This is a genomic window from Pseudomonas sp. PL-6 (genome assembly GCF_054110165.1).
In genome coordinates this window covers 3108854-3131520 of record NZ_CM134189.1, presented here as the reverse complement: position 1 = coordinate 3131520, position 22667 = coordinate 3108854, and the positions used below count along the sequence as shown (strand labels likewise).

Genomic DNA, 22667 nt, shown 5'->3' with positions numbered 1-22667 from the left:
GGCTGGGTGCATCGGCTTAGCCGGCGGCCTCCCGCAGGCCACACCTGGCCGGCAGCAACATCAGCATGGCCAGGCCTACCAGGGGCAGGATAATCAGGTTGATCGCGTCCCAGCCAAGGCCACTGATCAGCGCGCCGGCGGTGAACGCGGCACAGGCCGCCATCAGGCCGTTGAGCAATTCCATCAAGCCCTGGGCCTGGCCACGTTCCGTGTCGCTGTGGCCTTCGGCCAGCAGGGTAGTGCCGGCGACCAGCATCAGGTTCCAGCCCAGCCCGAGCAGCAGCGAGCTGAGCAGAAAGTGCAACTGCTGCAGGCCGGCCAAGGCTATGGCGGCACTTGCCAGCAGTATCACCCCGCCCAGCACGGCTACCCGCCGGCTGCCGAGGCGATCCACCAAGGGGCCCGCCAGAAATGCCGGGAGGAACATGCCGAGCATGTGCCACTGAATCACCTGGGCGCTGCTGGCCAGGCCAAATCCGCAAAGGTTCATGGCCAAGGGCGTGGCATTCATCACCAAGACCATCAGCCCATTGCCAATCGCCGTGGTGGCGATCGCCGCGCGTACCACCGGGCGGCGCAGCAGCAGTCTCAGCTCACCGAGGCCAGCCTTGGCCCGGCGCGGTGCAGTGCCCTCCGGTAGCTTCATCATCAGCAACGCAGCGAGCGCTGCCAGGATCGCGATCAGCAGGTAGGCACCGACAAAAGGCGTGCTCAGGGCGGAGCGCGCCCACAGCGTCATACTCGGTACCAGCACGGCCGCCAGTACGCCGCCGCCAATCACATAGGCACTGGCGCGGCCCTTGTGCGCCTCTTCGGCGGCCTCCAACGCGGCAAAGCGGTAGTACATCGCCGACGCTTGATAGACGCCAATGGGCAGTGCACCCAGGCAGAACAGGGCGAAATCGGCCAGCCAGACGCCCAGTGCACTGAGCAAACCGCCCACCACGCCGGCACCGGCGCCGAGCAGCAAGCCGGGGCGACGACCATGGCGCTGCATAAACAGCGACAAGGGTTGTACGGCGAACAAGTTGCCCAGCATCCACAAGCCCAGTGGCAGGGTCGCCAGGGCATTCAAGGGGGCCAGTTGCAGCCCCACCAGCGCGGTCAGGGTGATCCCGATCATCGAGCAGGACCAATACAGTGCCTGGCCGGCAAACAGTATGCGGATCGAAGGGTTACGTATCAGCAGCATCAGCTGGCTCCAGATAACAGCTAGGGTCTCGAGGTATCTTGCTTCTAGTCTCAGTCGGCGGACTTGAGCACGCGCTGACAGGAGGCCGGGAAACGCTCCAGCTTTTCGGCTGGACGGATCGGTCGCCTGACCAGTTCGCCGCCACAGTTCGGGCAGCTGCCTTGCAGAACCCGCTCATTGCAGGCACTGCAGAAGGTGCACTCGAAGGAGCAGATCAGTGCGTCCAGGCTGTCGGCCGGCAGGTCGCGGTCACAGCATTCGCAGTTGGGGCGCAGTTCAAGCATGGGCGTTCTCCTGGCGCTGGCCGAAGCGCTGCAGGTAGTCCTGCGGACTGACGGCCAGGTGTTTGTGAAAGCTGCGCCGCAGGTTCTCGGCATGACCGAAGCCGGTCAGGCGCGCCACCGTGGCGATCGAGGCCTGAGCGTCCTGCAGCAGGTTGCGTGCGGCCTCCAGGCGGACGCGCTCGACGTAGCGGCCCGGCCCCATGCCCAGTTCCTGACTGAACACCCGCGACAGGGTGCGCGGGGTCATGCGTGCCTGGGTGGCGAGCGCCTCGAGCGACAGGTCGTCGCCGAGGTGGGCGGGGATCCATTCGAGCAGGGTCGCCAGGCGCGGCACGCGGCTTGGCTCCGGGCTGAGCAGGGCGCTGAACTGTGCTTGTCCTCCGGGCCGGCGCAGGAACATCACCAGGCGGCGAGCGACCGCCAGGGCCATGGCCCGCCCCAGATCGGCCTCCACCAGCGCCAGGGCCAGGTCGATACCGGCGGTGACCCCGGCGGAGGTGAAGAGGTGCGCGGCACCGCCCAGGTCGTGCGGGTCATAGGTGTGCAGGCAGTCGCCCAGCACCTCCACCTCTGGATAGCCCTGACGCAGGGTCTCCACGTCGGCCCAGTGGGTGGTGGCGCGGCGCCCGTCGAGCAGACCGGCGGCGGCGAGGATCAGTGCGCCAGAGCAAACCGAACCGAGCCGGCGCACGCGCGGCTCGTTCTCGCGCAGCCAAGCCAGCAGCGGCGCATTGGCGCATTGCCGGCTTTCGCCCAGACCGCCGGGAACCAGCAGGGTATCCAGGGTTGCGCCGTCGAGCTGGCGCCAACTGCCGTCGGCCACCAGCTGGAAACCGGCGGAGGTGCTCACCGGGCCGGCCTCGTCGGCCAGCAGGCGAATGCGGTAGCAGGGCGGTAGGCCCTGGCGCTGGCGTTCGACGTTGGCCGAGGCGAATACCTGCAACGGCCCGCTGACGTCCAGGCTCATGACGTCGGGGTAGATCAGGCAGGCGATGGTTCTGAGCGCATCCATGAGGGCCTCCTTGGGAATTGGAGGCAGTCTGCGCCGGCAGGATCATGGCAACAAGGACAATAAGCCCACAGATATTGCCAAGGGGTAGCAAAACTCAGGGGGCGCCGGGCGGCGCCCCGAACGGGCTTACTCCGGCATGCTCCAGGGCGCCAGGTCGAAGCCTTGGCGACGCAGTTCCTCGCGGGAGCGCTGCAGGGCATCGGCCAGTTGTTGCGGGTCGCTGTAGGTGGCGCTGGACAGCTGGGTGCGACCGAGCAGGCGGGTGCTGGTGCGGTCGATGACGCTGATGCTGACGACGCCGGTGCCGTCCTGCTGAGCCCAGGCCACGCACTGGAACGGGCGGAAGGCGCGATCGGCAATCAGCAGGGCTTCGTTAAAACGCAGCGGGGTGTTCATGGGGTCGGTATCTCCGAGTTGATCCCAGCAATAATGGCGGCCAGCGGTTTATTGAGTTGGCCTGTCAAAGCTGTTGATGAACGCAGTCGACCTATAAGTCACACGGTACCGAAAAAAGTTTTAACGCAGTTCGCAAAAGTGTCCGGTAAAGAAGTTTTAACGTCCCGCCCTTTACAACTTTCTGCCGCGAAAGTTCCTTTTTCCTGTTTCGCTCTACCGGCTGCAGGCCCGGAACCGCGCGCCCTGTGGCTCAGGGCGCAGCATTGCGTTGATGGCGATAAGCGCTCACCGCCTCATATACCGCCTGGCGCAAACGGTTGATACCGCCAATCGGCCGATGTTCCGGCAGGGCATGCCAGGGATTGAAGGACAAATTGTCGCAGAACAGATTCTGTTCGCGACTATCGAAGTCCTGGGCCGGCACGCTGATACGTGCCACGCTTTCGAACGGCGCGATCTTTTCGTCCCACTCGACGCTAGTGTCTTCGATGGGCATGTAGTACTGCGGATTCTGCCTTTGCACCTGCAGTTCGAAGCAGGCCGGCGCGCGATCCAGCGACAGTTGTTGGTACAGCGCGTTGCGCAGGAAGTTGGGCAGGGCGCTGTTCTGCTCCGGCAGTTGGTAGGGTGGACAGTGCTGTGGCGCCGGCACCACCCGGTACTTGATGTTGTGCGGGCCGAGCTTGAACGGCGCGATGGAGTTGTAGGTGGTCGCCACCGGGCTTTCCGGCGCCGGCGCCAGGGTTTTCAGGGCGATGATCAGGTGGCGGATTTCCCAGCTGCGCGGATCCCAGCTGGGCAGGAAGGCCAGCACCTTCTTGCCGTCGGCCTGGGCGGCGAAGTTGCTGCGGTATTCGGCCACGTCGCGCACGAAGAACACCGGATGGTTGAACATCACGAAGTCCTGTTCGCCGGCATGCGCGGGGCTTTTCATCAGCTTCTCGCCTGGTACCTCGAGCAGCTTGATGGCCATGCCGCGGGCATCGCGGGCGCGGTCGAACTGCGGGTAGGCGTTGCCGTTGGACAGGCGCATCCAGGCTTGCCAAGTGTGCCCCGGCTCGCTGAATACGCCATGACGTAAGCTCTCGTCCAGATCTTCCAACACCTGCACTTCGGCCTTGACGCAGCCATGTGCCTTGGCGTGGGCATCGCGCAGCACACGGGTGTTGTCGCGGTGCTGTTCGACGATGCGCACGGCGTCTTCGATGATCAGTCGGGTCAGCGCCGCTTCGCCCGGCGGAATCTGTTCTTCGCTGGAGACCGGGCCGGAGAATTTCCAGGCGTAATAGAGTTCACCCAGCGCCCAGGCGAGGCCGGCGAGGATGAGCAGCAGGGCCAGCAGCCGGCCGAACAGACGGCAGAACCACAGCCAGAGCGTTTCGAGCATCGGATGTCTTCCTTCAGTCGGGTTCAGTTCAGGCCCGCGCACTCGGGCCCCGGTGTCCAGGCCTTGGCCGGCACGTTGCTGAGCTGGCTTTCCAGTTCGGCGTTGCCGAGCACCTTGAGGTACTCGATCAGCGCCAGGCGTTCCTCCGGCGCCAGGGCGCGACCGATCACGCCCTGCTGGCGGCAGCCGTCGCGGAACTCGTGGCCGCCGTTGCCGTTGCCGGTGATGCGGGTGTCGAACAGGAAACCGCCGGGGAAAGGTTCGCTGCGGTAGCCGACGCGCACCGGGTCGAACTCGAAGTTGCCGACCCAGAACTGCGTCTGCCGTTCGTACACCGGCGACAGCAGCTCGAACAGGTTGGCCACCGAGCCGTTGTGCAGGAAGGGCGGGGTGGCCCAGATGCCGTCCAGCGGACGGGCCTTGTAGCCGCGCTTCTCCTGCACGCCGATGGACAGCCCATAGCCGTCCATGCGCCAGCGCTGGCGCGGGGAGATACCGGCGTCCTGATAGGCGCGGTTTTCCACGTAGGCGGTGATATAGGCCAGGCCCTTGGCGCTGGAGATGCGTTTGAAGTCGACCTCGTCGAGGCTGGCGCCGAACAGCTGGACGTCCAGCCGCGACAGCTCCGCCTTGGTCCAGCCCAGGCGGCTGATGTCGAAGCGGTGGTCGGCGATGTTGTCGGCGGTGGTCGGGTCGGTGCCGACGATGGCAGTCGGCACGATGCGCATCTTCCATTCCGGGTCGCGCGCCGGCGCCAGGCGCTGGTCGCGCGGCTTCGGATCGGGGGCGTGGCAGTAGGCGCAGTTTTCCGTGTACAGCGCCTTGCCGCGACTGGCCAGCGGCAGGTCGAGCTGGCCGAAGACGGCCTGCGGCCACTTCGGTGGCTGCAGTTTCTTCAGGGTTTCTTCCAGGGTATGCAGGTCGTGCAGGCGCACGCTGGAGGCATAGCGCTCGGCCTCGGCGACGCCGCGTCCTTGCTCGTCGAGCAGGTGCAGGCTGGCGCCGACGCCCAGCGCCTCGCCGACGTTGCGCGCCATAGGCTGCATCGCCGAGCCGTTCCACTGCACCCAGTCGAACTTCCAGATGTCCCACAGCTGCGGGTAGCTCACCGGGGCATTGGCGATGCGGTAGTTGGCCTCGTCGAGAGCGTCACCGAACACGGTATTGGCAATGCGACCGAAGGCATCGGTGCGGCCGAAGCCTTCCTCGGTGGGATACAGGCCGCGGTGCCAGTCGTTCTTCGCCGTGGCCAGCAGGCGATCGAGCACCTGCTTGAAGTCCTTGCGCAGTTCGTCACGCCCCTGCGGGTACTGCTCGCCGAGCACTTCGCGGGCGAAGCGGCGGAACTTCAGCGGGTTGTAGTAGGTGAAGGCCATGCTCATGCCCAGGGCCTGGCCGAAGCCGCCGCCGCGCAGGGTCGGCACGGTGGAGGCCAGCGAGTGCAGGGCGGCGCCGCCGTCGATGCGCACCGCCTGGCCCTGGTAACGCAGCTCGCCGGTGTGGCAGGCGGCGCAGCTGATGTCGAGGAAGTGCTCGCCGCTTTCGTCGTCCTGGTGGCGGGCGAAACCCACCGGCAGGTTGCCGGGGTTGAGGGGCGTGGCGCGCTGGTTCGGGTCGGTGAGAAAACCGAAGCGGGCGAGGTATTCGGGGCGGGCGAACTTGGCGCTGCCGAAGGGCATTTCCAGGGCGTTGAACCAGGCGTAGCGCAGGCCTTTTACCGTGGTGCCCTGGGGTGTGTAGTAGTAGGTCTGACGTTCCTCGTCGCTCCATTGCTCGAGGTAATGCAGCTGGCTGGGTTGTTCGAAGGTCGGCAGGTTGGGGTTGGCGATGTAGTAAAGCACCACCGCCAGGCCGATCAGCGCCAGCAACAGGATGAGTTTCAGGGTACGACGGAGCAGACGCATCAGAGACTTCCTTGTGGCGTTCTTATTAATGGGCTTGTTATGCCAATACCGCAGGCGCTTGGCAAGTTGCCATCTTGATGGCTAAGAGAAGTTCGCCATAACCAGCCAGAACAAGTGATATAGAGAAATGTTCCAAGCGGCGTCAAAGTTCTTGCTAGCGTTACATCTATGTGCGCCAAATCATTGTTTTTATTGGGATTACAAAATAATGGCGCCAAGGATGGGATATGTTGGAGGCTGTATCCGTCGCATCCCGCCAGTTACTGGTGATCGACCCCTGTGACGAGTGCGAACGCCTGCTGCCACGTGTGCAGGCCGCCGGCTGGGCACTGCGCGGCTGTCGCCTGGACGAGTGCGACAGCCTGCACGGCGATGTCGTGCTGATCCGCCTGGGCGAGGCGCTGCTGCTACAGCCGCAGGGACTGCTTGCGCTGTTGCGGCGCAGCGCCGCCAGTTGCGTCGCCTTGCTCGATGGGCCGAGCCTGGCGCGGAGCGAGGTCGCCGAGCTGATCGGCGAATGGTTCTTCGCCGCCCATGCGCTGCCGTGCGAGGCCGAGGTGCTGCTCGAGTCGCTGGCGCAGGCGCAGGCCACCACGCGCCTGCGCAGCCTGCAGGGCGAGCGCCACCCCCGTCAGTTTCTCGGCAACAGCAGCCAGACCCGCGCACTGCGCAAACAAATCGAGCGCTGCGCCGGGCTGGAGGCGCCGCTGTTGCTCACTGGCGAACGCGGCAGCGGCAAGGCCCTGCTGGCGCGCCTGCTGCACGAGCGCTCGGCGCGCGCCGGCAAGCTCTATCTGCGTTTCGACTGTGCCGCGCCGCCCGCCGCACAGCTCGAGGCCCGTTTGTTCGGCGAAGGAGGCGCCCTGGCTGCAGCGGCGGGCGGCACCCTGGTGCTGGAGGGCGTCGATGCGCTCGACGGCACCGGGCAGCGCCGCTTGCTGCAGCATCTGCAGGCGCATCCGGGCCTGCACCTGCTGACCATCAGCCGCGGCGAGCTGGAGGAGGCGGTGCGCCAGGGCCGCTTGCGCGACGACCTGTACCGCCTGCTGGCCAGCCAGCAGCTGCAGACCACGCCGCTGCGCGAGCACCGCGGCGACCTGCTGCTGCTGGCCGAGTATTTCGCCAAGGTCTATGGCGCGGTCATCGGTCGGCGCCATCGGCGGTTCAGCGACGAGGCGATCGACGCCATGGCCGAGCACCTGTGGCCGGGCAACGTGCGCGAGCTGTGCAATCGGGTGGTGCGCGCCCTGGTGCTGGCGCAGGGGCGGCAGATTCTCGCCCGCGATCTCGGCCTGGAGCCGGGGCAGGAGCAGAGCGCGGCGGTCGCCACCCTGGCCGACTACATCCTGCGCGCCGAGCGCCAGGCGCTCAACGACGTGCTGGCACGCTACGCCAACAATATGAGCCAGGCGGCGCGCAGCCTGGGTATTTCCCGCCCGACTTTCTATCGGTTGCTGCACAAGCACCGCCTGCGCTGACCCGCCGCGGCTGTATCGCTGGCGAAACACTGCTAAGGTGCACGGCGCACCATCTTGCCAAGGAGATCGCCATGCACCCGTTCGACGCCGAGAAACCGCCGCAACTGGCCATGCTGCTGGGCTATGCCGGGCTGGTGCCCTTCGTCAGCGGGGCCTTGGGGATCTGGGTGATCCCGCTGGGCTGGCGGCCCTTCGTGCTGGCGGCGCTGCTGGATTTTGCCGCGGTGATCCTCGCCTTTATGGGCGCGATCCACTGGGGCCTGGCCATGCGCGCGGAGGAGACCAACGAGAATGCCCAGCTGCAACTGGGCCTGTCGGTGATTCCGCCTTTGCTCGGCTGGGCCGCGCTGGCCAGCGGTCTGCCCATGGCCCTGGCGCTGCCGATCTTCCTCTTGGCCTTTATCGGCCTCTATCTGGCCGACCTGCACGCGGTCAAGGTGGGGCTGGCGCCGCAGTGGTATCCGGCGCTGCGCACGCCGTTGACCCTGGTGGTCTGCGCCAGCCTGCTACTGGCCTGGGCCAGCGTGCTGATCCGCTGAGTCCAGCAGCGCCTCGACCCGTTCCAACGCGGCCTGGCGGCGTTGCGGCCAATCGCCGGACAGCTCGCAGAATGGCTGGCGGTTGTCCACCAGCCACTGCCGGCAGGCGCGCTGGAAGGCCAGGCGCTCGTCCAGCTGCGGCTGGCAGCGTTGGCCGTCGTCGACCCAGGGCACGCCCTGCGGGTCGAGCAGCAGGTGCAGGTCGTAGCGGCGCGCGCGCAGTTCGTGTTCCAGCCACGGCGGGCAGTCGCCGAACAGGCAGCGGCTCCACAGCAGGTTGCTCAGCAGGTGGGTGTCGAGGATCAGCAGCGCCGGGCGTTCGGCCCGCGCGGCATCCTCCCAGGCCAGTTGGCCGCGGGCGATGGCCGGGATATCGGCGTAACAGGTGTCGCGCCGCTCCCGCTCGATGAAATGGCGCACGTACTCGCCCACCACCAGGCCGCCGAAGCGTGCCTGGATCTCGGTCGCCAACCAGCTCTTGCCGCTGGATTCAGGGCCGGTCAACACCAGTACCTTCATGCGCTGGCTCGCAGCGCCGGGGCGTGACGCCAGCTCAGCCAGCCGCTGACAGCCAGCGCGGTGAAGGCGGCGTACAGGCCGGCGGTCAGGTACAGCGCGCTGTGCAGGAAGAAGGCGACATAGCACAGGTCCACGACTATCCACAGCGCCCAGCACTGCAGACGCTTCTGCGCCATCCACAACTGGGCGATCAGGCTGAAGGCGGTGAGCGTGGCGTCCAGCCAGGGCGAACTGGCGTCGGTGTGGGTGGCCATCAGGTAGCCGAGCAGCAGGGCTCCGCCGGCGCCGGCGCTCAGTCCGGCGGCCAGGCCGGAAACACTGAGGCTGCTGACCTGGCGTCCGTCGTGATGCTCGCCGCCGCGGGTCCATTGCCACCAGCCGTACAGCTGCAGGCCGGCGAACAGCAGCTGCAGCAGCAGATTGGAATACAGCCGCCAGTCGAAGAACAGCCAGGCATAGAGCAGCACCATGACCAGGCCGATAGGCCAGCACCAGGGGTTTTGTCGTACCGTCAGCCAGACCGCGACGATGCCGAGACCGGCGGCGATGAGTTCGAGCCAGGACATCCAAGCTACTCGAGAGGGAAAGGGGGGGCGATTGTAGCGATCCGCCCGGCGTTCAGCACGCCAGGGTGTCGGCCAGGCGATAGAGCATCAGCAGCTTGCGGGTGATGGTCTGCTGGATGTCCTCGCGTTCGAAGCTGGACAGCCGCGGCAGGCGCGCCAGTTGCAGACGGTGCAGGTGGATATAGGGCATTTGCTGGTCGAACTCGCGCAGATCGCCCTTCATCAGCACCGGCAGGAACACATCGCCGACCTTCTTCTGGTTGCTGATGATCTGCGCCAGCGCCGGCTTGAAGGCCATGGTCTTGGGCGCCGGGCCGCCATCCCTGAGCTGGGTGCCGAGCAGCAGGCCGGGCTTGCCCAGCACCTTGCCCGGCAGCACGCACAGACCGGTCTTGCGTATGGCCTGGCTGTCGATGCCGTGCAGGGTGTCGTGGAAGGCGTAGGGGTTGGGCAGCACCACCATCTTGCGCCCGAGGTCGCTGGGGAAATGCAGGCTGTAATTGGTGTACAGCTGGCCCACCGACTCGGAATAGACGCACAGGCGGTTCTCGAACAGCTTGATGAAGCGCTCGGCCAGCTCTCGGCGAGCCATGCTGTCCAGGTCCCAGATAAGGTCCTGGTTCTGCGGCCGACTGAAGTCGACCTCCTGATGCTCCATGCTGCTCATGCGGGCCTCACACGCGGAACTGCCCCAGCAGGCGGCCCAACTGGTCGGCCAGTTGCTTGAGGTGCTGGCTGGCGGCGTTGGACTGCTCGGCGGCCTCGGCGGTGTTGTGCGCCAGGCCGGCGGTCTGGGTGACGTTCTGGTTGATGTCTTCCACCACATGCGACTGCTCCAGGGTGGCGCTGGCGATCGAGGCGTTGAGCCCGGTCAGGTTGCGCAGCGATTGTGCGATCTGCACCAGGCTTTGACCAGCCTGGCTGGCCTGTTCCACGGTCAGTTGCGAGGCGCGGCTGCTTTCGTGGATGACCTTGACCGCCGCCTCGGAGTTGCCCTGCAGGCGTTCGATCATGCCCTGGATTTCCGCCGTCGACTGCTGCGTGCGCTGCGCCAGCAGGCGCACCTCGTCGGCCACCACGGCAAAGCCGCGGCCCTGTTCGCCGGCCCGCGCCGCCTCGATGGCGGCGTTGAGTGCGAGCAGGTTGGTCTGCTCGGCGATCGAGCGGATCACCTCGAGCACGCTGCCGATCTGCGTGCTTTCGCTGGCCAGCGACTGGATCACCGCCACCGCCTTGTCGATGGTGGCCGACAGCTGGCCGATCTGGCGCAGGCTGGCCTCGATGTTCTGTTGGCCCTGAGTGGCCTGTTCCTCGGCGGCGTGCACCTCGCTGGAGGCGTGCTCGGCGTTCTTCGCCACGTCCTGCACGCCGTAGGTCACCTGGTTGACCGCGGTGGCCACCAGCTCCATCTGCTGCGCCTGCTGTCGGCTGTGCTGCTGCGCCTCGCTGGAAATGTCGCCGAGCGAGCGCGCGGCCTGATCCAGCGAGCCGGCCGAGTCGAGCAGCTGGCGGATGACGCCACGCAGCTTGTCGGTGAAGGCGTTGAAATGGCTGGCCAGGGCGGTCAGCTCGTCGCGCCCGTGGGTATCGAGGTTGCGCGTCAGGTCGCCTTCACCGCTGGCGATATTGGCCATGGCGTCAACCGCCGCCTGCAGCGGCTGGGCGATGCTGCGGGCGATCAGCAACACCAGGGTGGCGAGCAGCAGGGTGATCAGCAGACCGATGCCCAGGGCGCGCAGGGCCTGTTCCTTAAACACCGCCTGGACGTCGTCGACATAGACGCCGGAGCCGATGATCCAGCCCCAGGGCTGGAACAGTTCGACATAGGAAATCTTCGGCACCGGCTCGCTGGCGCCCGGCTTGGGCCAGCGGTAGTCGACTTGGCCGGCGCCCTGGCTGCGGGTGACGGCCACCATCTCGTTGAACAGCGCCTTGCCGTCCGGATCCTTGAAACCGGAGAGGTTCTGCCCCTCCAGCTTGGGGTTGGTCGGGTGCATGATCATTACCGGAGTCTGGTCGTTGATCCAGAAGTACTCCTGGCCGGCGTAGCGCAGCCCGCGGATCAGCTCCATCGCCTGTTTCTGCGCGTCCTCGCGGCTCAGGCTGCCGGCGCTTTCCAGGCCGTGGAAGTGCTTGAGGATGCCGGCGGCGCTCTGCACCACGTGCTCGGTCTTTTCCGCCTTGCCGGCATAGAGGTCGAGATTGATCTGGCGCAGCATATAGGCGCCGAGCAGGATCAGGGTCAGGATGGCCAGCGCCAGGATCAGCCACAGGCGCCGGCTGATGGGAAGACTACGTAAGCTGTTCATGGACGAGTTCCTGATTCTTGTTGTTGTCGGGCTCGAAGCGGCCTGGCCGGGCGGCGCGAACTGCTGGCCACGACGAGGCATTCTTTACTCTAGTTGTCTGATAGCATTTCGGCCGCTCGGCGCAAAACCTGAGTTTGCACCGAGCTAGAGGGGGCGGGGAACCTCTGGGGGCGCCTCCGTGTCCCAGCGCACGGCATAGCGTTCGACTGTGCCGGCCTATTTACTTGTGCGGCGTTCGCCGCGATTTCTGGGGGAATTCGATGGACTTCTGGGCGGCCATGCAGGCCTTGATTCTGGGCATAGTGGAGGGGCTGACCGAGTTCCTGCCGATTTCCAGTACCGGACACCTGATCGTGGTCGGCGACCTGCTGGACTTCAACGGCGAGACCGCCACCGCGTTCAAGATCATCATCCAGTTGGGCGCCATCCTGGCGGTGATGTGGGAGTTTCGCCAGAGGATCTTCGACGTGGTGCGCGGGCTGCCGAGCGAGCCGCAGGCGCAACGCTTCACCTTCAACCTGCTGCTGGCCTTCATTCCGGCGGTGATCCTCGGTCTGGCCTTCGCCGATCTCATCGAGCACTGGCTGTTCAACCCCATCACCGTGGCCACTGCCTTGATAGTAGGCGGCATCGTGATGATCTGGGCAGAGAAGCGCGAGCACGAGATCAAGGCCGAAACGGTCGACGACATGACCTGGAGCCTAGCCCTCAAGGTCGGCTTCGCCCAATGCCTGGCGCTGATTCCCGGCACTTCCCGCTCCGGCGCCACCATCATCGGTGGACTGGTGTTCGGCCTGTCACGCAAGGCGGCCACCGAGTTTTCCTTCTTCCTTGCCATGCCGACCATGGTCGCCGCGACCGTCTACTCCCTGTTCAAGTACCGCGACATCCTGCAACTGAGCGACCTGCCCACCTTTGCCATCGGCTTCGTCACCACCTTTATCGTGGCGATGTTCACCGTGCGGGCATTGCTCAAGTTCATCGCCAACCACAGCTATGCCCTGTTCGCCTGGTACCGCATCGGCTTCGGTCTGCTGATCCTAGCCACCTGGCAACTGCAACTGATCGACTGGAGCACCGCGCAGGGATGATGGCCAAGGAGCGCGCGGGGCGCCTCGCCAGCTGGAACGACGACAAGGGCTTCGGCTTTATCCAGCCGCAGGGCGGCGGTGCCGAGGTGTTCGCGCATATTTCGGCGATGCGCGGCGAGCGGCGCCCGCAAGTCGGCGACAGCCTGCTCTATGTCGAAGGGCGCGATGCCCGCGGCCGGCCGCGGGCCGAGCATATGCGCCTGGCGGGCTCACCGAGTCTGGACCGGCCGACGATCCGCCGCCAACCCAGGGCGCCGCGCCAGCCTGCAGGGGCGCGGGCGGCGCGCGGCGCGACTAACGGCGTTCGCAACCCGGGGCTGAAGCTCGTGCTGTTCGCCGCGCTCTGCGCGCTGCCGCTACTGGGTGCCTTGCAGCTGCTCGGCGCCGGGCTGCCTTGGGTGCTGCCGCTGTATCTGGCGGCCAGTCTGCTCGGCTTGCTGCTGTACTGGCTGGATAAACGCAGCGCCCAGGGCGGCGGCCGGCGCATCCCGGAAAACACCCTGCACCTGGTGGAGCTGGCCGGCGGCTGGCCCGGTGCGCTGCTGGCGCAACAGTTCCTGCGCCACAAGACGCGCAAGGCTTCCTACCAGACGGTGTTCTGGCTGATCGTCGCCGCTCATCAGGCGTTCTGGCTCGATTGGCTGCTGCTCGATGGCGCCTATATCGCCCGCCATTTACCGCTGTTCGTCCAGTAGCAGCCCCGGCTGCAGGCGCTTGGCCAGCTTGCGCACCACCAACTGGTGCGAGCGGGTGAGCAACCGCCGCAGTTCGGCTTCGCCCAGCGGCGGCTGCCGCCCGCTCATGCTGATCCAGTGTGCCCGCGCCAGGTACGGGGCCGGGCGGATGCCGGGGCGGTCGACGAAGCCGAGGAACAGGTCGCCGTCCACCTTGAACGCCAGGTCTTCGCCGAGAAAATCGAGGATGGCGAACATCTTGTTGCTGGCCACCGAAAATACCCGGTTGCGGCCCCACTTGAGGTCCTCGCGGGCGCCGGGCAGGGCCAGACAGAAGGCGGCGATCTGATCGGAGGTCATTTCCGGCTCCAGGGCGGTTGGCGGAGGACTAAGCTGGCAAGTCTATCCACCCACCCGGGAGTGCACCATGTCGCTGTCCATGTACCACGCTTCGATTCCGGTTTTCCTGCGCATGCTCGGCAATCTTGCGGCGATTCTCGACAAGGCCGAGCAGCATGCCCACGACCACAAGATCGCCGCCGAGGTGCTGCTGAGCGCCCGCCTGGCGCCGGACATGTACCCGCTGACCCGCCAGGTGCAGATCGCCAGCGACGCGGTCAAGGGCTGTGCGGCGCGCCTGGCGGGGATCGAGGTGCCCAGCTTCGCCGACACCGAGAGCAGCTTCGCCGAGCTGCAGGCGCGCATCGGCAAGACCTGCGACTTTCTGCGCAGCGTCAGCCCGCAGCAGCTCGATGGCAGCGAAAGCCGCGCCGTCAGCCTGAGTTTTCCCGGCCTGGAACTGCGCTTCACCGGTCAGGACTATCTGCTCAATTTCGTCCTGCCCAACTTCTATTTCCACCTCAGCATCGCCTACGCCATCCTGCGCCATAACGGCGTGCCGCTGGGCAAGATGGATTATCTCGGTCACCCCTGAGGCATCCTGTATCTGCAGTGGCGGCGCGCCCCACGACCATGCCTTCATCGGCAAAAAAAGCCCCAGGGTAAGGAGCCAACACCCTGGGGCCGGAGCGACTGGCGGTTGCCGGTCGGGAGAGAGGAAAGCGTCAGGCCTGTGGTTGCCAGCCGCCGCCGAGCGCCTTGTAGATGGCGACTATGCCGCTGTACAGCTCGACCTCGGCCAGCGCCTGGGCGTCTTCGGCGGCCAGGCGCTCGCGTTCGGCGTCCAGCAGCACGAGGAAATCCACCGTGCCTTCGCGGTAGCGGATCGCCGCCTGCTCGGCGGCGGCGCGGCTGGCCTCGGCCTGGCGCAGCAGCGAGAGCAGGCGCTGCTGACGCTTGGCGTAGTCGCTGAAGGCGTTTTCCGATTCCTCCAGGGCCAGCAACACCTGCTGCTCGTACTGCGCCAGGGCGCCGTCGGCTTCGGCCTCGGCGCCGCGCAGGCGGGCGCGCACGCTGCCCAGGTCGAACGCCGCCCAGCTGATGCTCGGCGCCACGCCCCAGGCGCGTGCGGCCGAGGAGCCCAGCTGCGAGCCGCGCCCGGCGGTAAAACCGAGGAAACCGGACAGGCTGACCCGCGGGAACAGATCCGCGGTGGCCACGCCGATCTGCGCCGTGGCCGCGGCCAGCTGGCGTTCGGCGGCCTGCACGTCGGGACGGCGGCGCAGCAGCTCGCCCGGATCGCCGATCGGCAGGGCCTTGGCAATGGCCGGCAGCGGCCGGGCCGACAGGTCCACCTCCAGCTGCTCCGGACGCTGGCCGAGCAGGGTGGCGATGCGGTTCTGTGCGCGCACCTGTTCGGCCTGCAGCTGCGGCAGGCTGGCCTCGGTGGCGGCCAGGCGGGCGTCGGCGCGCAGCACGTCCAGCTCGCTGCCGACGCCGGCGTCGCGCAGCTGCTCGGTGATGGCCCGCGAGTCCTGCTGGTTCTTCAGGTTCTCGCGGGCGATGTGCTCGCGCAGCTGGGCGCCGCGCAGGGTGCCGTAGGCATCCACCAGCTCGGCGATCAGGCTGACCTGCAACTGGTAGTAGTCGGCCTCGGCCACCTCGATCTGCGCTTCGCTGGCCTCCAGCTGGCGCTGGATGCGGCCGAACAGGTCGAGTTCCCAGGCCATGTCCAGGCCCAGGTCGTAGCGTTCCTGACGGATGCGCTGCTCGCTGGTGGGCGGCTGCTGAGCCTTGCCGAACTCGCCGCTGGCGCGGCTGGTGGCAGTGGGCAGGCGGTCGTTGGCGACATCGTCGCGGATCGCCCGCGCCGCGCGCAGGCGGCTGAAGGCCACGCGCAGCTCGCGGTTGTCCGCCAGCGAGCGCTGCACCAGGCGGTTCAGCGTCGGGTCGTCGAACTGCTGCCACCAGGCGGCCTCGAAACGGGTGCGGTCGTAGTCGCCGGCCTCCAGCGCGTCGAGGCGCGCCGGTTCGGTCTGCGGCGCGCGGTAATCCGGGCCGACCGCGCAGGCGCTGACCGCCAGGGCCAGCAGGCTGATCTTTAGGGCATTGGCAACGCGCTTCATGCGTGCACCTCGTGGGCAGCGGCTTGGGCCTTGCGCGCCTGGCGTTTCTCGACGAAGGCGCGGATCAGCACGTAGAACACCGGGGTCAGCAGCAGACCGAAGAAGGTCACGCCGATCATCCCGCTAAATACCGCCACGCCCATGGCATGGCGCATCTCGGCGCCGGCGCCAGAGGACAGCACCAGCGGTACCACGCCCATGATGAAGGCGATCGAGGTCATCAGGATCGGCCGCAGACGCAGGCGGCAGGCTTCCAGCACCGCACTGATGCGATCCAGGCCTTCCTCCTGTTTTTCCTTGGCGAACTCGACGATGAGGATGGCGTTCTTGCACGCCAGGCCCACCAGTACGATCAGGCCGATCTGGGTGAAGATGTTGTTGTCGCCGCCGGCCAGGATCACCCCGGTGATGGCGGAGAACAGCACTGTCGGCACGATCAGGATCACCGCCAGCGGCAGGCTCCAGCTTTCGTACTGGGCGGCCAGCACCAGGAAGGCCAGCAGCACGCAGAGCGGGAAGATGAAGATCGCGCTGTTGCCGGCGAGGATCTGCTGATAGGTCAGCTCGGTCCACTCGAAGGTCATGCCGTTGGGCAGTTCTTCTTTCAGCAGCTTGGCGATCGCCGCCTCGGCCTGGCCGGAGCTGTAGCCGGGCGCCGCCGCGCCGTTGATCTCGGCGGTGAGGAAGCCGTTGTAGTGCATCACCCGGTCGGGGCCGGCGCTGTTCTCCACCTTGACGAAGGTGGACAGCGGCACCATTTCCCCGCGGTTGTTGCGCACCTTGAGCTGGCCGATCTGCTCCGGCTCCAGGCGGAACTGCTGGTCAGCCTGGACGTTGACCTGGTAGGTGCGGCCGAAGCGGTTGAAGTCGTTGGCGTACAGCGAGCCCAGATACACCTGCATGGTGTCGAAGATGTCGCTGATGGCCACGCCGTGGGTCTTGGCCTTCTCGCGGTCGATGTTGGCATCGATCTGCGGCACATTGACCTGGTAGCTGGTGAACACCGACATGGGGTTGAGCTCGGGCAACTGGCGCGCCTTGCCCAGGATGTTCTGGGTCTGCGCGTACAGCTCCTCGTAGCCCAGGCTGCCGCGGTCCTGGATCTGCAGGCGGAAGCCACCGATGGTGCCGAGGCCCTGCACGGGCGGCGGCGGGAAGATGGCGATATAGGCGTCCTGGATCTCGGCGAACTGGGCATTCAGCTCGGCGGCGATGGCGTTGGCCGACATCGACGGATCACTGCGCTCGTCGAAGGGCTTGAGCGGGGTGAACACGATGCCGCTGTTGGGGCTGTTGGTGAAGCCGTTGATCGACAGACCGGGGAAGGCCACGGTGTTCTCCACGCCCGGGTGCTTGCCGGCGATCTCCGACATGCGCTTGATCACCGCCTCGGTACGGTCCAGGGTGGCGGCGTCCGGCAGCTGGGCGAAGGCCACCAGGTACTGCTTGTCCTGCTGCGGCACGAAGCCCGTGGGCGTCGTCGAAAAACCCAGGTAGCCCAGCCCCAGCAGGCCGGCGTAGAGGAACATGGCCACGCCGCTGGTGCGCAGTACGCGCTGCACGGTGCCGACGTAGCCGTGGCTGGCGCGGTCGAAGAAGCGGTTGAAGGGGGTGAACAGCCAGGCGCCGAACAGCTTGTCGAGCAGGCGCGAGAAGCCGTCCTTGGGCGCGTCATGGCTCCTCAGCAGGGCGGCGGCCAGCGCCGGCGACAGGGTCAGCGAGTTGAACGCCGAGATCACCGTGGAGATGGCGATGGTCAGCGCGAACTGCTGGTAGAACTGCCCGGACAGCCCGGAGATGAAGGCGGTCGGCACGAACACCGCGCACAGCACCAGGGCGGTGGCGACGATGGGCCCGGTAACTTCCTTCATGGCTTGTTTGGTCGCCTCTACCGGCGTCTTGCCCAGGCCGATATTGCGCTCGACGTTCTCCACCACGACGATGGCGTCGTCCACCACGATGCCGATGGCCAGCACCAGGCCGAACAGCGACAGGGCGTTGAGCGAAAAGCCGAACATGTGCATCACGGCAAAGGTCCCGATCAAGGACACCGGCACGGCGGCCAGCGGGATGATCGAGGCGCGCCAGGTCTGCAGGAACAGGACCACCACCAGCACCACCAGCACGATGGCCTCGAGCAGGGTGTGCACCACCGCCTCGATGGAGCCACGCACGAAGATGGTCGGGTCGTAGACGATCTCGTAGTCCACGCCCTGGGGGAAACTCTGCTTGAGCTCGGCCATGCGTGCCCGCACCGCATCGGAGATCTCGATGGCGTTGGAACCGGGGCGCTGGAACACCGGGATGGCTACCGCCGGCTTGTTGTTGAGCAGCGAGCGCAGGGCGTACTGGCTGGAACCCAGTTCGATGCGGGCGATGTCCTTGAGGCGGGTGATTTCGCCGTCTTCGCCGGCGCGGATGATGATGTTCTCGAACTCCTCCTCGTCGACCAGGCGGCCCTGGGTGTTGATCGACAGCTGGAAGCTGTTGCCGGCATCCGAAGGCGGCGCGCCGAGCGAGCCGGCCGCCACCTGGCGGTTCTGCTCGCGAATGGCGCTCACCACGTCGGTGGCGGTGAGGCCCCGCGAGGCCACCTTGTTCGGGTCGAGCCACACGCGCAGCGAATAGTTGCCCAGGCCGAACAGCTGCACGTCGCCGACGCCGTCCAGCCGCGCCAGCTCGTCCTTGACGTTGAGCGCGGCGTAGTTGGACAGGTAGAGCATGTCGTAGCGGTCGTCCGGCGAGGTCAGGTGCACCACCATGGTCAGGTCGGGCGAGGCCTTGTCGACGGTCACGCCGAGGCGCTGCACCTCGGTGGGCAGGGTCGGCATGGTGCGGGTCACGCGGTTCTGCACCTGCACCTGGGCATTGTCCAGGTCGGTGCCGAGGGCAAAGGTGATGGTCAGGGTCAGCTTGCCGTCGGCGGTGGACTGCGACGACATGTAGAGCATGCCTTCCACGCCGGTGATCGCCTGCTCCAGTGGCGAGGCGACGGTCTCGCCGATCACCTTGGGGTTGGCGCCGGGGAAGTTGGCGCGCACCACCACGGTGGGTGGCACCACTTCCGGGTATTCGCTGATCGGCAACTGAAACAGCGAGATGGCGCCGCCGATCAGGATGATCAGCGACAGCACCGCGGCGAAGATCGGCCGCAGCACAAAGAATTGCGAGAAATTCATGGGACTGTCCTCGGGCACGGGTGCGCCATGCGCCCTCCTATGCAGGGAGCGCTGCGCGCACCAAGGCGTTATCAGCTGCGCGGCGTACCGGCGGCGTTGCTCTTGCTGGCCAGGCGCGGGGCCTGAGTGCCATCCACGGCCTGGCGCATCTGCGCCAGCTGGGCCAGGGTCGCGGGATCGGCCATGGGCACCGCCTGCGGATCGACGGTGGCGCCAGGCATGGCCCGCTGCAGGCCGTTGACCACTATCTTCTCGCCCTTGGCCAGGCCGCTGCGGACGATGCGCAGGCCCTCCAGCTTCGGCCCCAGCTCGATGGCGCGGTAGGCCACGGCGTTGTCCTCGCCGAGCACCAGGACGAACTTCTTGCCCAGGTCGGTGCCGACCGCCTCGTCCTTGATCAGCGCGGCGGGGTAGGCCGCACTGCCGACCAGTTTCAGCCGGGCGTAGAGGCCCGGGGTGAAGCGGCCATCGGCGTTGTCGAACACCGCACGACCGCGGATGGTGCCGGTGCGCGGGTTGACCTGATTATCGAGAAAGTCCAGCTGGCCCAGATGCGGATGACCGTCTTCGCTGGACAGACCGAGGTACACCGGGCTAGCGCCGCGGGCGTCGCCGCCGGCCTGGCGGGCCAGCTCGAGGTACTTGAGGAACACTCGCTCGTCGGCGTCGAAGTAGGCGTAGACCTTGTCGGTGGAGACCACCGAGGTCAGCAGGCTATCGCCGGCACCGACCAGGTTGCCTTCGGTGATCTCGGCGCGGCTGACGCGGCCGTCGATAGGCGCGGTGATACGGGTGAAATCGAGGTTGAGGCGGGCGTTGTCCAGCTCCGCCTGGATCGCCGCCACGGCGGCCTGGGCCTCGGCGGCGGCGCTGGCGCGGGCGTCGGCCAGTTCGGCGGAGATGGCGTTGCTCTGGCGCAGACGTTCGCCGCGACGGGCTTCGCTGTTGGCTCGGGTCAGGTTGGCGCGGGCTTGCTGCAGCTGGGCTTCGAGGCGCTTGACCTCGGCCTGGAAGGGACGCGGGTCGATCTGAAACAGCAGGTCGCCTTTCTTCACCAGGCCGCCTTCGGCGAAGGCCACCTTGTCGATATAGCCGGACACCCGCGGGCGCACCTCGACCGACTGCGGCGCCTCGAGGCGGCCGGTGAACTCGTCCCACTCGTTGATCGGCTGCTCGATCACCTCGGCCACACTGACCTTGGGCGCCGGCAGCTGCTGCATGGCGTCCGGCGCCTGACCGCAGGCGCTGAGCACCAGAGTGGCGGCGAGCGCCAGGGGAAAAATCCAGATGTTCTTATGGGGCTGTTCCATGAGTGACTCCGCCAGTCGGATTTGTGAATGGGCGGAGTCTGCTGCGAGGGCTGGCCGACGACGAATCGAATGCCGCGAAGTTGAATATCAGCGGTAATGATGATTGGCAGCGCTCTATCGTCGAGGCTCGATGATGGTGCGCGAAGGCGTTGCGGTGCCCGTTATCGGTGCCTTTTCGCCTGGCGGCTACAGGCTGTCCGGATCGCCGCAGAACATCTGGATGCGCGAGCGCAGCCAGCGTTCGGCCGGGTCGTTGTCCTGGGCACCGCGCCAGGCCATGTGCAGTTCGAAGGACTGGGTCTGCAGCGGTAGCTCCTCGGCGCGCAGGCCGCCGGCGGCGGTGAGCACTGCGGCGGTGTAGTCCGGCACGCTGGCGACTATGTCGGTGCCGGCGAGCAGGGTGCCCAGGCCGTTGAACTGCGGCACGGCCAGCACCACATGGCGCTTGCGGCCGATCCTCTCCAGTTCTTCGTCGATGAAGCCGGTGAGGTCGCCGGCGAACGACACCAGCGCATGCGGCCTGGCGCAGTAGTCGTCCAGGCTCAGCGCACCGGGCACGGCGTCGGCGCGCAGCAGGCGCGCCTTGCTGCGGCGCAGCACCTTGCGCTTGGCGTTGGCCGGCAGCTCCTCGGTGTAGGCGACGCCTACGGAGATTTCGCCGGAGGCCAGCAGGCCCGGCATCAGCAGGTAGTTGGTGCGCCGCACCACCAGCACCACGCCCGGTGCCTCGGCGCGCAGGCGGCGGAGCAGGGCCGGCAGCAGGGCGAATTCGACGTCGTCGGACAGGCCGACGCGAAACACCGCCTTGCTGGTGGCCGGGTCGAAGTCGGCGGCGCGGCTGACCGCGGTGGAGATCGAGTCCAGTGCCGGGGCGAGCAGGGCGAAGATTTCCTGGGCGCGCGGGGTCGGCTCCATGCTGCGCCCGGTACGCACGAACAGGGGGTCGTCGAACAGGCTGCGCAGGCGGGCGAGGGCGGCGCTGATCGCCGGCTGGCCGAGAAACAGCTTTTCCGCGGCGCGGGTCACGCTGCGCTCGTGCATCAGCGTCTCGAAGACGATCAGCAGGTTGAGGTCGAGGCGGCGCAGGTCGTTGCGGTTCATCCGGTTACCATCCGAGAGACCGGGCCTTGTCAGCACGGCGTGGCAAATGAGAGCCTTGCCGCGCAATAGTACGGGCAGTACGGGCGAGATTGAAAGGTGCCCGGCACGCTGCTGAATCACTGCCAGGCATTTGCACTATCGATGCCGGCGGGTGGTGCCAGCGGCGATCTGCGGATAGAGTCCACAGGCATTGAAGTGTTAATCCGTGATCGGAGCTCGAGGTATAGCGATGTCCCGCATGATCCGTTTCCATAAATTCGGCGATGCCGAGGTACTCCAGTACGAGGAAGTACCCACTCCTGTGCCGGGCCCCGGCGAGGTGCTGGTGCGCGTGCAGGCCGTGGGCCTGGGCTGGAAGGACGTGCTGTGGCGGCAGAATCTGGCTGCCGAGCAGGCGCAGTTGCCGGCCGGCATGGGCTTCGAACTGGCCGGTACGGTGGCTGCAGTGGGCGAGGGCGTCGACGACTTTCCGCTCGGCACCGCCGTGGCCGGGTTCCCCGCCAGCACGCCGAATCGCTACCCGACCTGGGGCGATCTGGTGCTGATGCCGCGCTACGCACTGACCCGTTATCCCGAGGTGCTCAGCCCGGTGGCTGCCAGCGTGCATTACACCGCACTGCTGTTCGGCTATTTCGCCCTGGTCGACCTGGCCCAGCTCAAACCCGGCCAGCACGTGCTGATCACCGAGGCCAGTCACTGCATGGCGCCGCAGACCGTACAGCTGGCCAAGGCGCTCGGCGCCAAGGTCATCGCCGCCACCGGCTCGGCTGACGACCGCGAGTTCCTGCGCGGCCTGGGCGCCGACAAGGTGGTGGTCACCGAGGAACAGGACCTGGTGCTGGAAATCGAGCGCTACACCGAAGGCAAGGGCGTCGAGGTCATCCTCGACCAGTGCGCCGGACCGCAGATGAAGCTGCTCGGCGACATCGCCGCGCCGCGCGGCAAGCTGATCCTCTACGGGGTCAACGGTGGCAACGACACCGCGTTTCCGGCCTGCGCCGCGTTCAAGAAGCACCTGCAGTTCTACCGGCACTGCGTGCTGGATTTCACCGGTCACCCGGAGCTGGGCATCGAGCCCAACGCCGAGGCGGTGCAGCGCGCGCTGCAGCACATCAACCAGATGACCGCCGACCGTTTGCTCACGCCGGTGATCGACAAGGTGTTCGCCTTCGAGGATTTCGTCGCCGCACACCGCTATATGGAAACCTGTCCGAATCGTGGGCGGGTGGCCTTGGAACTGGCCGCGGATTAAAGTCCGCGG

General features: G+C 66.7%; 21 protein-coding genes and 1 pseudogene. 6 read left to right on the top strand and 16 right to left on the bottom strand.

The genetic code is table 11. The features are described 5' to 3' along the window. Positions 1-16: 16 nt before the first annotated feature. From ACW9UL_RS13235 to ACW9UL_RS13210, 6 genes are all read right to left on the bottom strand, one after another. On the bottom strand, positions 17-1189 hold the full coding sequence (locus ACW9UL_RS13235; protein ID WP_457790955.1) for an MFS transporter: 1173 nt from the start codon (positions 1187-1189) through the stop codon (positions 17-19). 53 nt (positions 1190-1242) lie between these two features. Next, entirely contained in the window at positions 1243-1476 is a 234-nt protein-coding gene (locus ACW9UL_RS13230) for a DUF1272 domain-containing protein (RefSeq protein WP_457787298.1), read from the bottom strand. Beyond that, a complete protein-coding gene (locus ACW9UL_RS13225; RefSeq protein WP_457787297.1) occupies positions 1469-2488 on the bottom strand; it encodes a GlxA family transcriptional regulator in 1020 nt (339 codons plus the stop codon). Before ACW9UL_RS13225 ends, ACW9UL_RS13230 begins: the two co-directional genes overlap by 8 nt. A gap of 126 nt (positions 2489-2614) precedes the next feature. Next, positions 2615-2884, bottom strand: coding sequence for a hypothetical protein (locus ACW9UL_RS13220; RefSeq protein ID WP_021443626.1), 270 nt, complete (start codon positions 2882-2884; stop codon positions 2615-2617). A gap of 250 nt (positions 2885-3134) precedes the next feature. Further along, complete coding sequence (locus ACW9UL_RS13215) at positions 3135-4271, bottom strand: catalase family protein (RefSeq protein ID WP_457787296.1); 1137 nt, start codon at positions 4269-4271, stop codon at positions 3135-3137. Between the two features lie 23 nt (positions 4272-4294). Continuing rightward, entirely contained in the window at positions 4295-6175 is a 1881-nt protein-coding gene (locus ACW9UL_RS13210; protein ID WP_457787295.1) for a di-heme-cytochrome C peroxidase, read from the bottom strand. Between the two features lie 227 nt (positions 6176-6402). Here ACW9UL_RS13210 and ACW9UL_RS13205 point away from each other — a divergent pair, with 227 nt between their 5' ends. Together ACW9UL_RS13205 and ACW9UL_RS13200 are read left to right on the top strand one after the other, a co-directional pair. Continuing rightward, entirely contained in the window at positions 6403-7653 is a 1251-nt protein-coding gene (locus ACW9UL_RS13205; RefSeq protein WP_457787294.1) for a sigma-54-dependent transcriptional regulator, read from the top strand. 71 nt (positions 7654-7724) lie between these two features. Continuing rightward, positions 7725-8192 carry a DUF3429 domain-containing protein gene (locus ACW9UL_RS13200; RefSeq protein ID WP_457787293.1) on the top strand — a complete coding sequence of 156 codons (468 nt, stop codon included), beginning with the start codon at positions 7725-7727 and terminating at the stop codon, positions 8190-8192. On the opposite strand, the gene ACW9UL_RS13195 is transcribed toward ACW9UL_RS13200, so the two are convergent. The 5 genes and pseudogenes from ACW9UL_RS13195 to ACW9UL_RS13175 form a co-directional block, all read right to left on the bottom strand. Then, a complete protein-coding gene (locus ACW9UL_RS13195) occupies positions 8160-8711 on the bottom strand; it encodes an ATP/GTP-binding protein (RefSeq protein ID WP_457787292.1) in 552 nt (183 codons plus the stop codon). The genes ACW9UL_RS13200 and ACW9UL_RS13195 overlap by 33 nt on opposite strands. Next, the gene (gene pnuC / locus ACW9UL_RS13190; RefSeq protein WP_457787291.1) at positions 8708-9277 is read right to left on the bottom strand and encodes a nicotinamide riboside transporter PnuC; all 570 of its coding nucleotides are present in this window, start codon (positions 9275-9277) and stop codon (positions 8708-8710) included. Before pnuC ends, ACW9UL_RS13195 begins: the two co-directional genes overlap by 4 nt. A 52-nt stretch (positions 9278-9329) precedes the next feature. Next, the gene (locus ACW9UL_RS13185) at positions 9330-9944 is read right to left on the bottom strand and encodes a hypothetical protein (RefSeq protein ID WP_457787290.1); all 615 of its coding nucleotides are present in this window, start codon (positions 9942-9944) and stop codon (positions 9330-9332) included. Between the two features lie 7 nt (positions 9945-9951). Further along, positions 9952-10686, bottom strand: coding sequence for a methyl-accepting chemotaxis protein (locus ACW9UL_RS13180; RefSeq protein WP_457790953.1), 735 nt, complete (start codon positions 10684-10686; stop codon positions 9952-9954). 123 nt (positions 10687-10809) lie between these two features. Next, a pseudogene (locus ACW9UL_RS13175) lies at positions 10810-11496 on the bottom strand (cache domain-containing protein); the annotation flags it as partial. Positions 11497-11846: 350 nt separating this feature from the next. Here ACW9UL_RS13175 and ACW9UL_RS13170 point away from each other — a divergent pair. After that, complete coding sequence (locus ACW9UL_RS13170; protein WP_397498416.1) at positions 11847-12677, top strand: undecaprenyl-diphosphate phosphatase; 831 nt, start codon at positions 11847-11849, stop codon at positions 12675-12677. Next, complete coding sequence (locus ACW9UL_RS13165; protein WP_457787289.1) at positions 12674-13372, top strand: DUF1294 domain-containing protein; 699 nt, start codon at positions 12674-12676, stop codon at positions 13370-13372. Before ACW9UL_RS13170 ends, ACW9UL_RS13165 begins: the two co-directional genes overlap by 4 nt. Here ACW9UL_RS13165 and ACW9UL_RS13160 read toward each other — a convergent pair. After that, positions 13352-13711: an MmcQ/YjbR family DNA-binding protein gene (locus ACW9UL_RS13160; RefSeq protein WP_457787288.1), complete on the bottom strand. Its 360-nt coding sequence runs from the start codon at positions 13709-13711 to the stop codon at positions 13352-13354. The genes ACW9UL_RS13165 and ACW9UL_RS13160 overlap by 21 nt on opposite strands. Before the next feature lie 67 nt (positions 13712-13778). On the opposite strand from ACW9UL_RS13160, the gene ACW9UL_RS13155 reads away from it, so the two are divergent. After that, positions 13779-14285, top strand: a complete 507-nt coding sequence (locus ACW9UL_RS13155; RefSeq protein ID WP_457787287.1) for a DUF1993 domain-containing protein — start codon at positions 13779-13781, stop codon at positions 14283-14285. Positions 14286-14415: 130 nt separating this feature from the next. Here ACW9UL_RS13155 and ACW9UL_RS13150 read toward each other — a convergent pair whose 3' ends face one another. The 4 genes from ACW9UL_RS13150 to ACW9UL_RS13135 all read right to left on the bottom strand — a co-directional run bounded on the left by ACW9UL_RS13150 (position 14416) and on the right by ACW9UL_RS13135 (position 21406). Further along, positions 14416-15816, bottom strand: coding sequence for an efflux transporter outer membrane subunit (locus tag ACW9UL_RS13150; protein ID WP_457787286.1), 1401 nt, complete (start codon positions 15814-15816; stop codon positions 14416-14418). After that, a complete protein-coding gene (locus ACW9UL_RS13145; RefSeq protein ID WP_021446225.1) occupies positions 15813-18995 on the bottom strand; it encodes an efflux RND transporter permease subunit in 3183 nt (1060 codons plus the stop codon). Before ACW9UL_RS13145 ends, ACW9UL_RS13150 begins: the two co-directional genes overlap by 4 nt. Positions 18996-19066: 71 nt before the next feature. After that, the gene (gene mexE / locus ACW9UL_RS13140) at positions 19067-20305 is read right to left on the bottom strand and encodes a multidrug efflux RND transporter periplasmic adaptor subunit MexE (protein WP_122107944.1); all 1239 of its coding nucleotides are present in this window, start codon (positions 20303-20305) and stop codon (positions 19067-19069) included. Positions 20306-20491: 186 nt separating this feature from the next. Then, entirely contained in the window at positions 20492-21406 is a 915-nt protein-coding gene (locus ACW9UL_RS13135) for a LysR substrate-binding domain-containing protein (RefSeq protein WP_021446223.1), read from the bottom strand. Positions 21407-21635: 229 nt separating this feature from the next. On the opposite strand from ACW9UL_RS13135, the gene ACW9UL_RS13130 reads away from it, so the two are divergent. Then, complete coding sequence (locus ACW9UL_RS13130) at positions 21636-22658, top strand: zinc-dependent alcohol dehydrogenase family protein (protein ID WP_122107943.1); 1023 nt, start codon at positions 21636-21638, stop codon at positions 22656-22658. Positions 22659-22667: the final 9 nt, after the last annotated feature.

Coding starts and splice junctions, on each gene's coding strand:
- ACW9UL_RS13160 (WP_457787288.1), bottom strand. CDS start 13,711: ATGACCTCCGATCAGATCGCCGCCTTCTGTCTGGCCCTGCCCGGCGCC.
- ACW9UL_RS13150 (WP_457787286.1), bottom strand. CDS start 15,816: ATGAAGCGCGTTGCCAATGCCCTAAAGATCAGCCTGCTGGCCCTGGCG.
- pnuC (WP_457787291.1), bottom strand. CDS start 9,277: ATGTCCTGGCTCGAACTCATCGCCGCCGGTCTCGGCATCGTCGCGGTC.
- ACW9UL_RS13155 (WP_457787287.1), top strand. CDS start 13,779: ATGTCGCTGTCCATGTACCACGCTTCGATTCCGGTTTTCCTGCGCATG.
- ACW9UL_RS13130 (WP_122107943.1), top strand. CDS start 21,636: ATGTCCCGCATGATCCGTTTCCATAAATTCGGCGATGCCGAGGTACTC.
- ACW9UL_RS13145 (WP_021446225.1), bottom strand. CDS start 18,995: ATGAATTTCTCGCAATTCTTTGTGCTGCGGCCGATCTTCGCCGCGGTG.
- ACW9UL_RS13135 (WP_021446223.1), bottom strand. CDS start 21,406: ATGAACCGCAACGACCTGCGCCGCCTCGACCTCAACCTGCTGATCGTC.
- ACW9UL_RS13185 (WP_457787290.1), bottom strand. CDS start 9,944: ATGAGCAGCATGGAGCATCAGGAGGTCGACTTCAGTCGGCCGCAGAAC.
- ACW9UL_RS13205 (WP_457787294.1), top strand. CDS start 6,403: ATGTTGGAGGCTGTATCCGTCGCATCCCGCCAGTTACTGGTGATCGAC.
- ACW9UL_RS13225 (WP_457787297.1), bottom strand. CDS start 2,488: ATGGATGCGCTCAGAACCATCGCCTGCCTGATCTACCCCGACGTCATG.
- ACW9UL_RS13180 (WP_457790953.1), bottom strand. CDS start 10,686: ATGGAGCTGGTGGCCACCGCGGTCAACCAGGTGACCTACGGCGTGCAG.
- mexE (WP_122107944.1), bottom strand. CDS start 20,305: ATGGAACAGCCCCATAAGAACATCTGGATTTTTCCCCTGGCGCTCGCC.
- ACW9UL_RS13210 (WP_457787295.1), bottom strand. CDS start 6,175: ATGCGTCTGCTCCGTCGTACCCTGAAACTCATCCTGTTGCTGGCGCTG.
- ACW9UL_RS13170 (WP_397498416.1), top strand. CDS start 11,847: ATGGACTTCTGGGCGGCCATGCAGGCCTTGATTCTGGGCATAGTGGAG.
- ACW9UL_RS13165 (WP_457787289.1), top strand. CDS start 12,674: ATGATGGCCAAGGAGCGCGCGGGGCGCCTCGCCAGCTGGAACGACGAC.
- ACW9UL_RS13200 (WP_457787293.1), top strand. CDS start 7,725: ATGCACCCGTTCGACGCCGAGAAACCGCCGCAACTGGCCATGCTGCTG.
- ACW9UL_RS13220 (WP_021443626.1), bottom strand. CDS start 2,884: ATGAACACCCCGCTGCGTTTTAACGAAGCCCTGCTGATTGCCGATCGC.
- ACW9UL_RS13195 (WP_457787292.1), bottom strand. CDS start 8,711: ATGAAGGTACTGGTGTTGACCGGCCCTGAATCCAGCGGCAAGAGCTGG.
- ACW9UL_RS13215 (WP_457787296.1), bottom strand. CDS start 4,271: ATGCTCGAAACGCTCTGGCTGTGGTTCTGCCGTCTGTTCGGCCGGCTG.
- ACW9UL_RS13230 (WP_457787298.1), bottom strand. CDS start 1,476: ATGCTTGAACTGCGCCCCAACTGCGAATGCTGTGACCGCGACCTGCCG.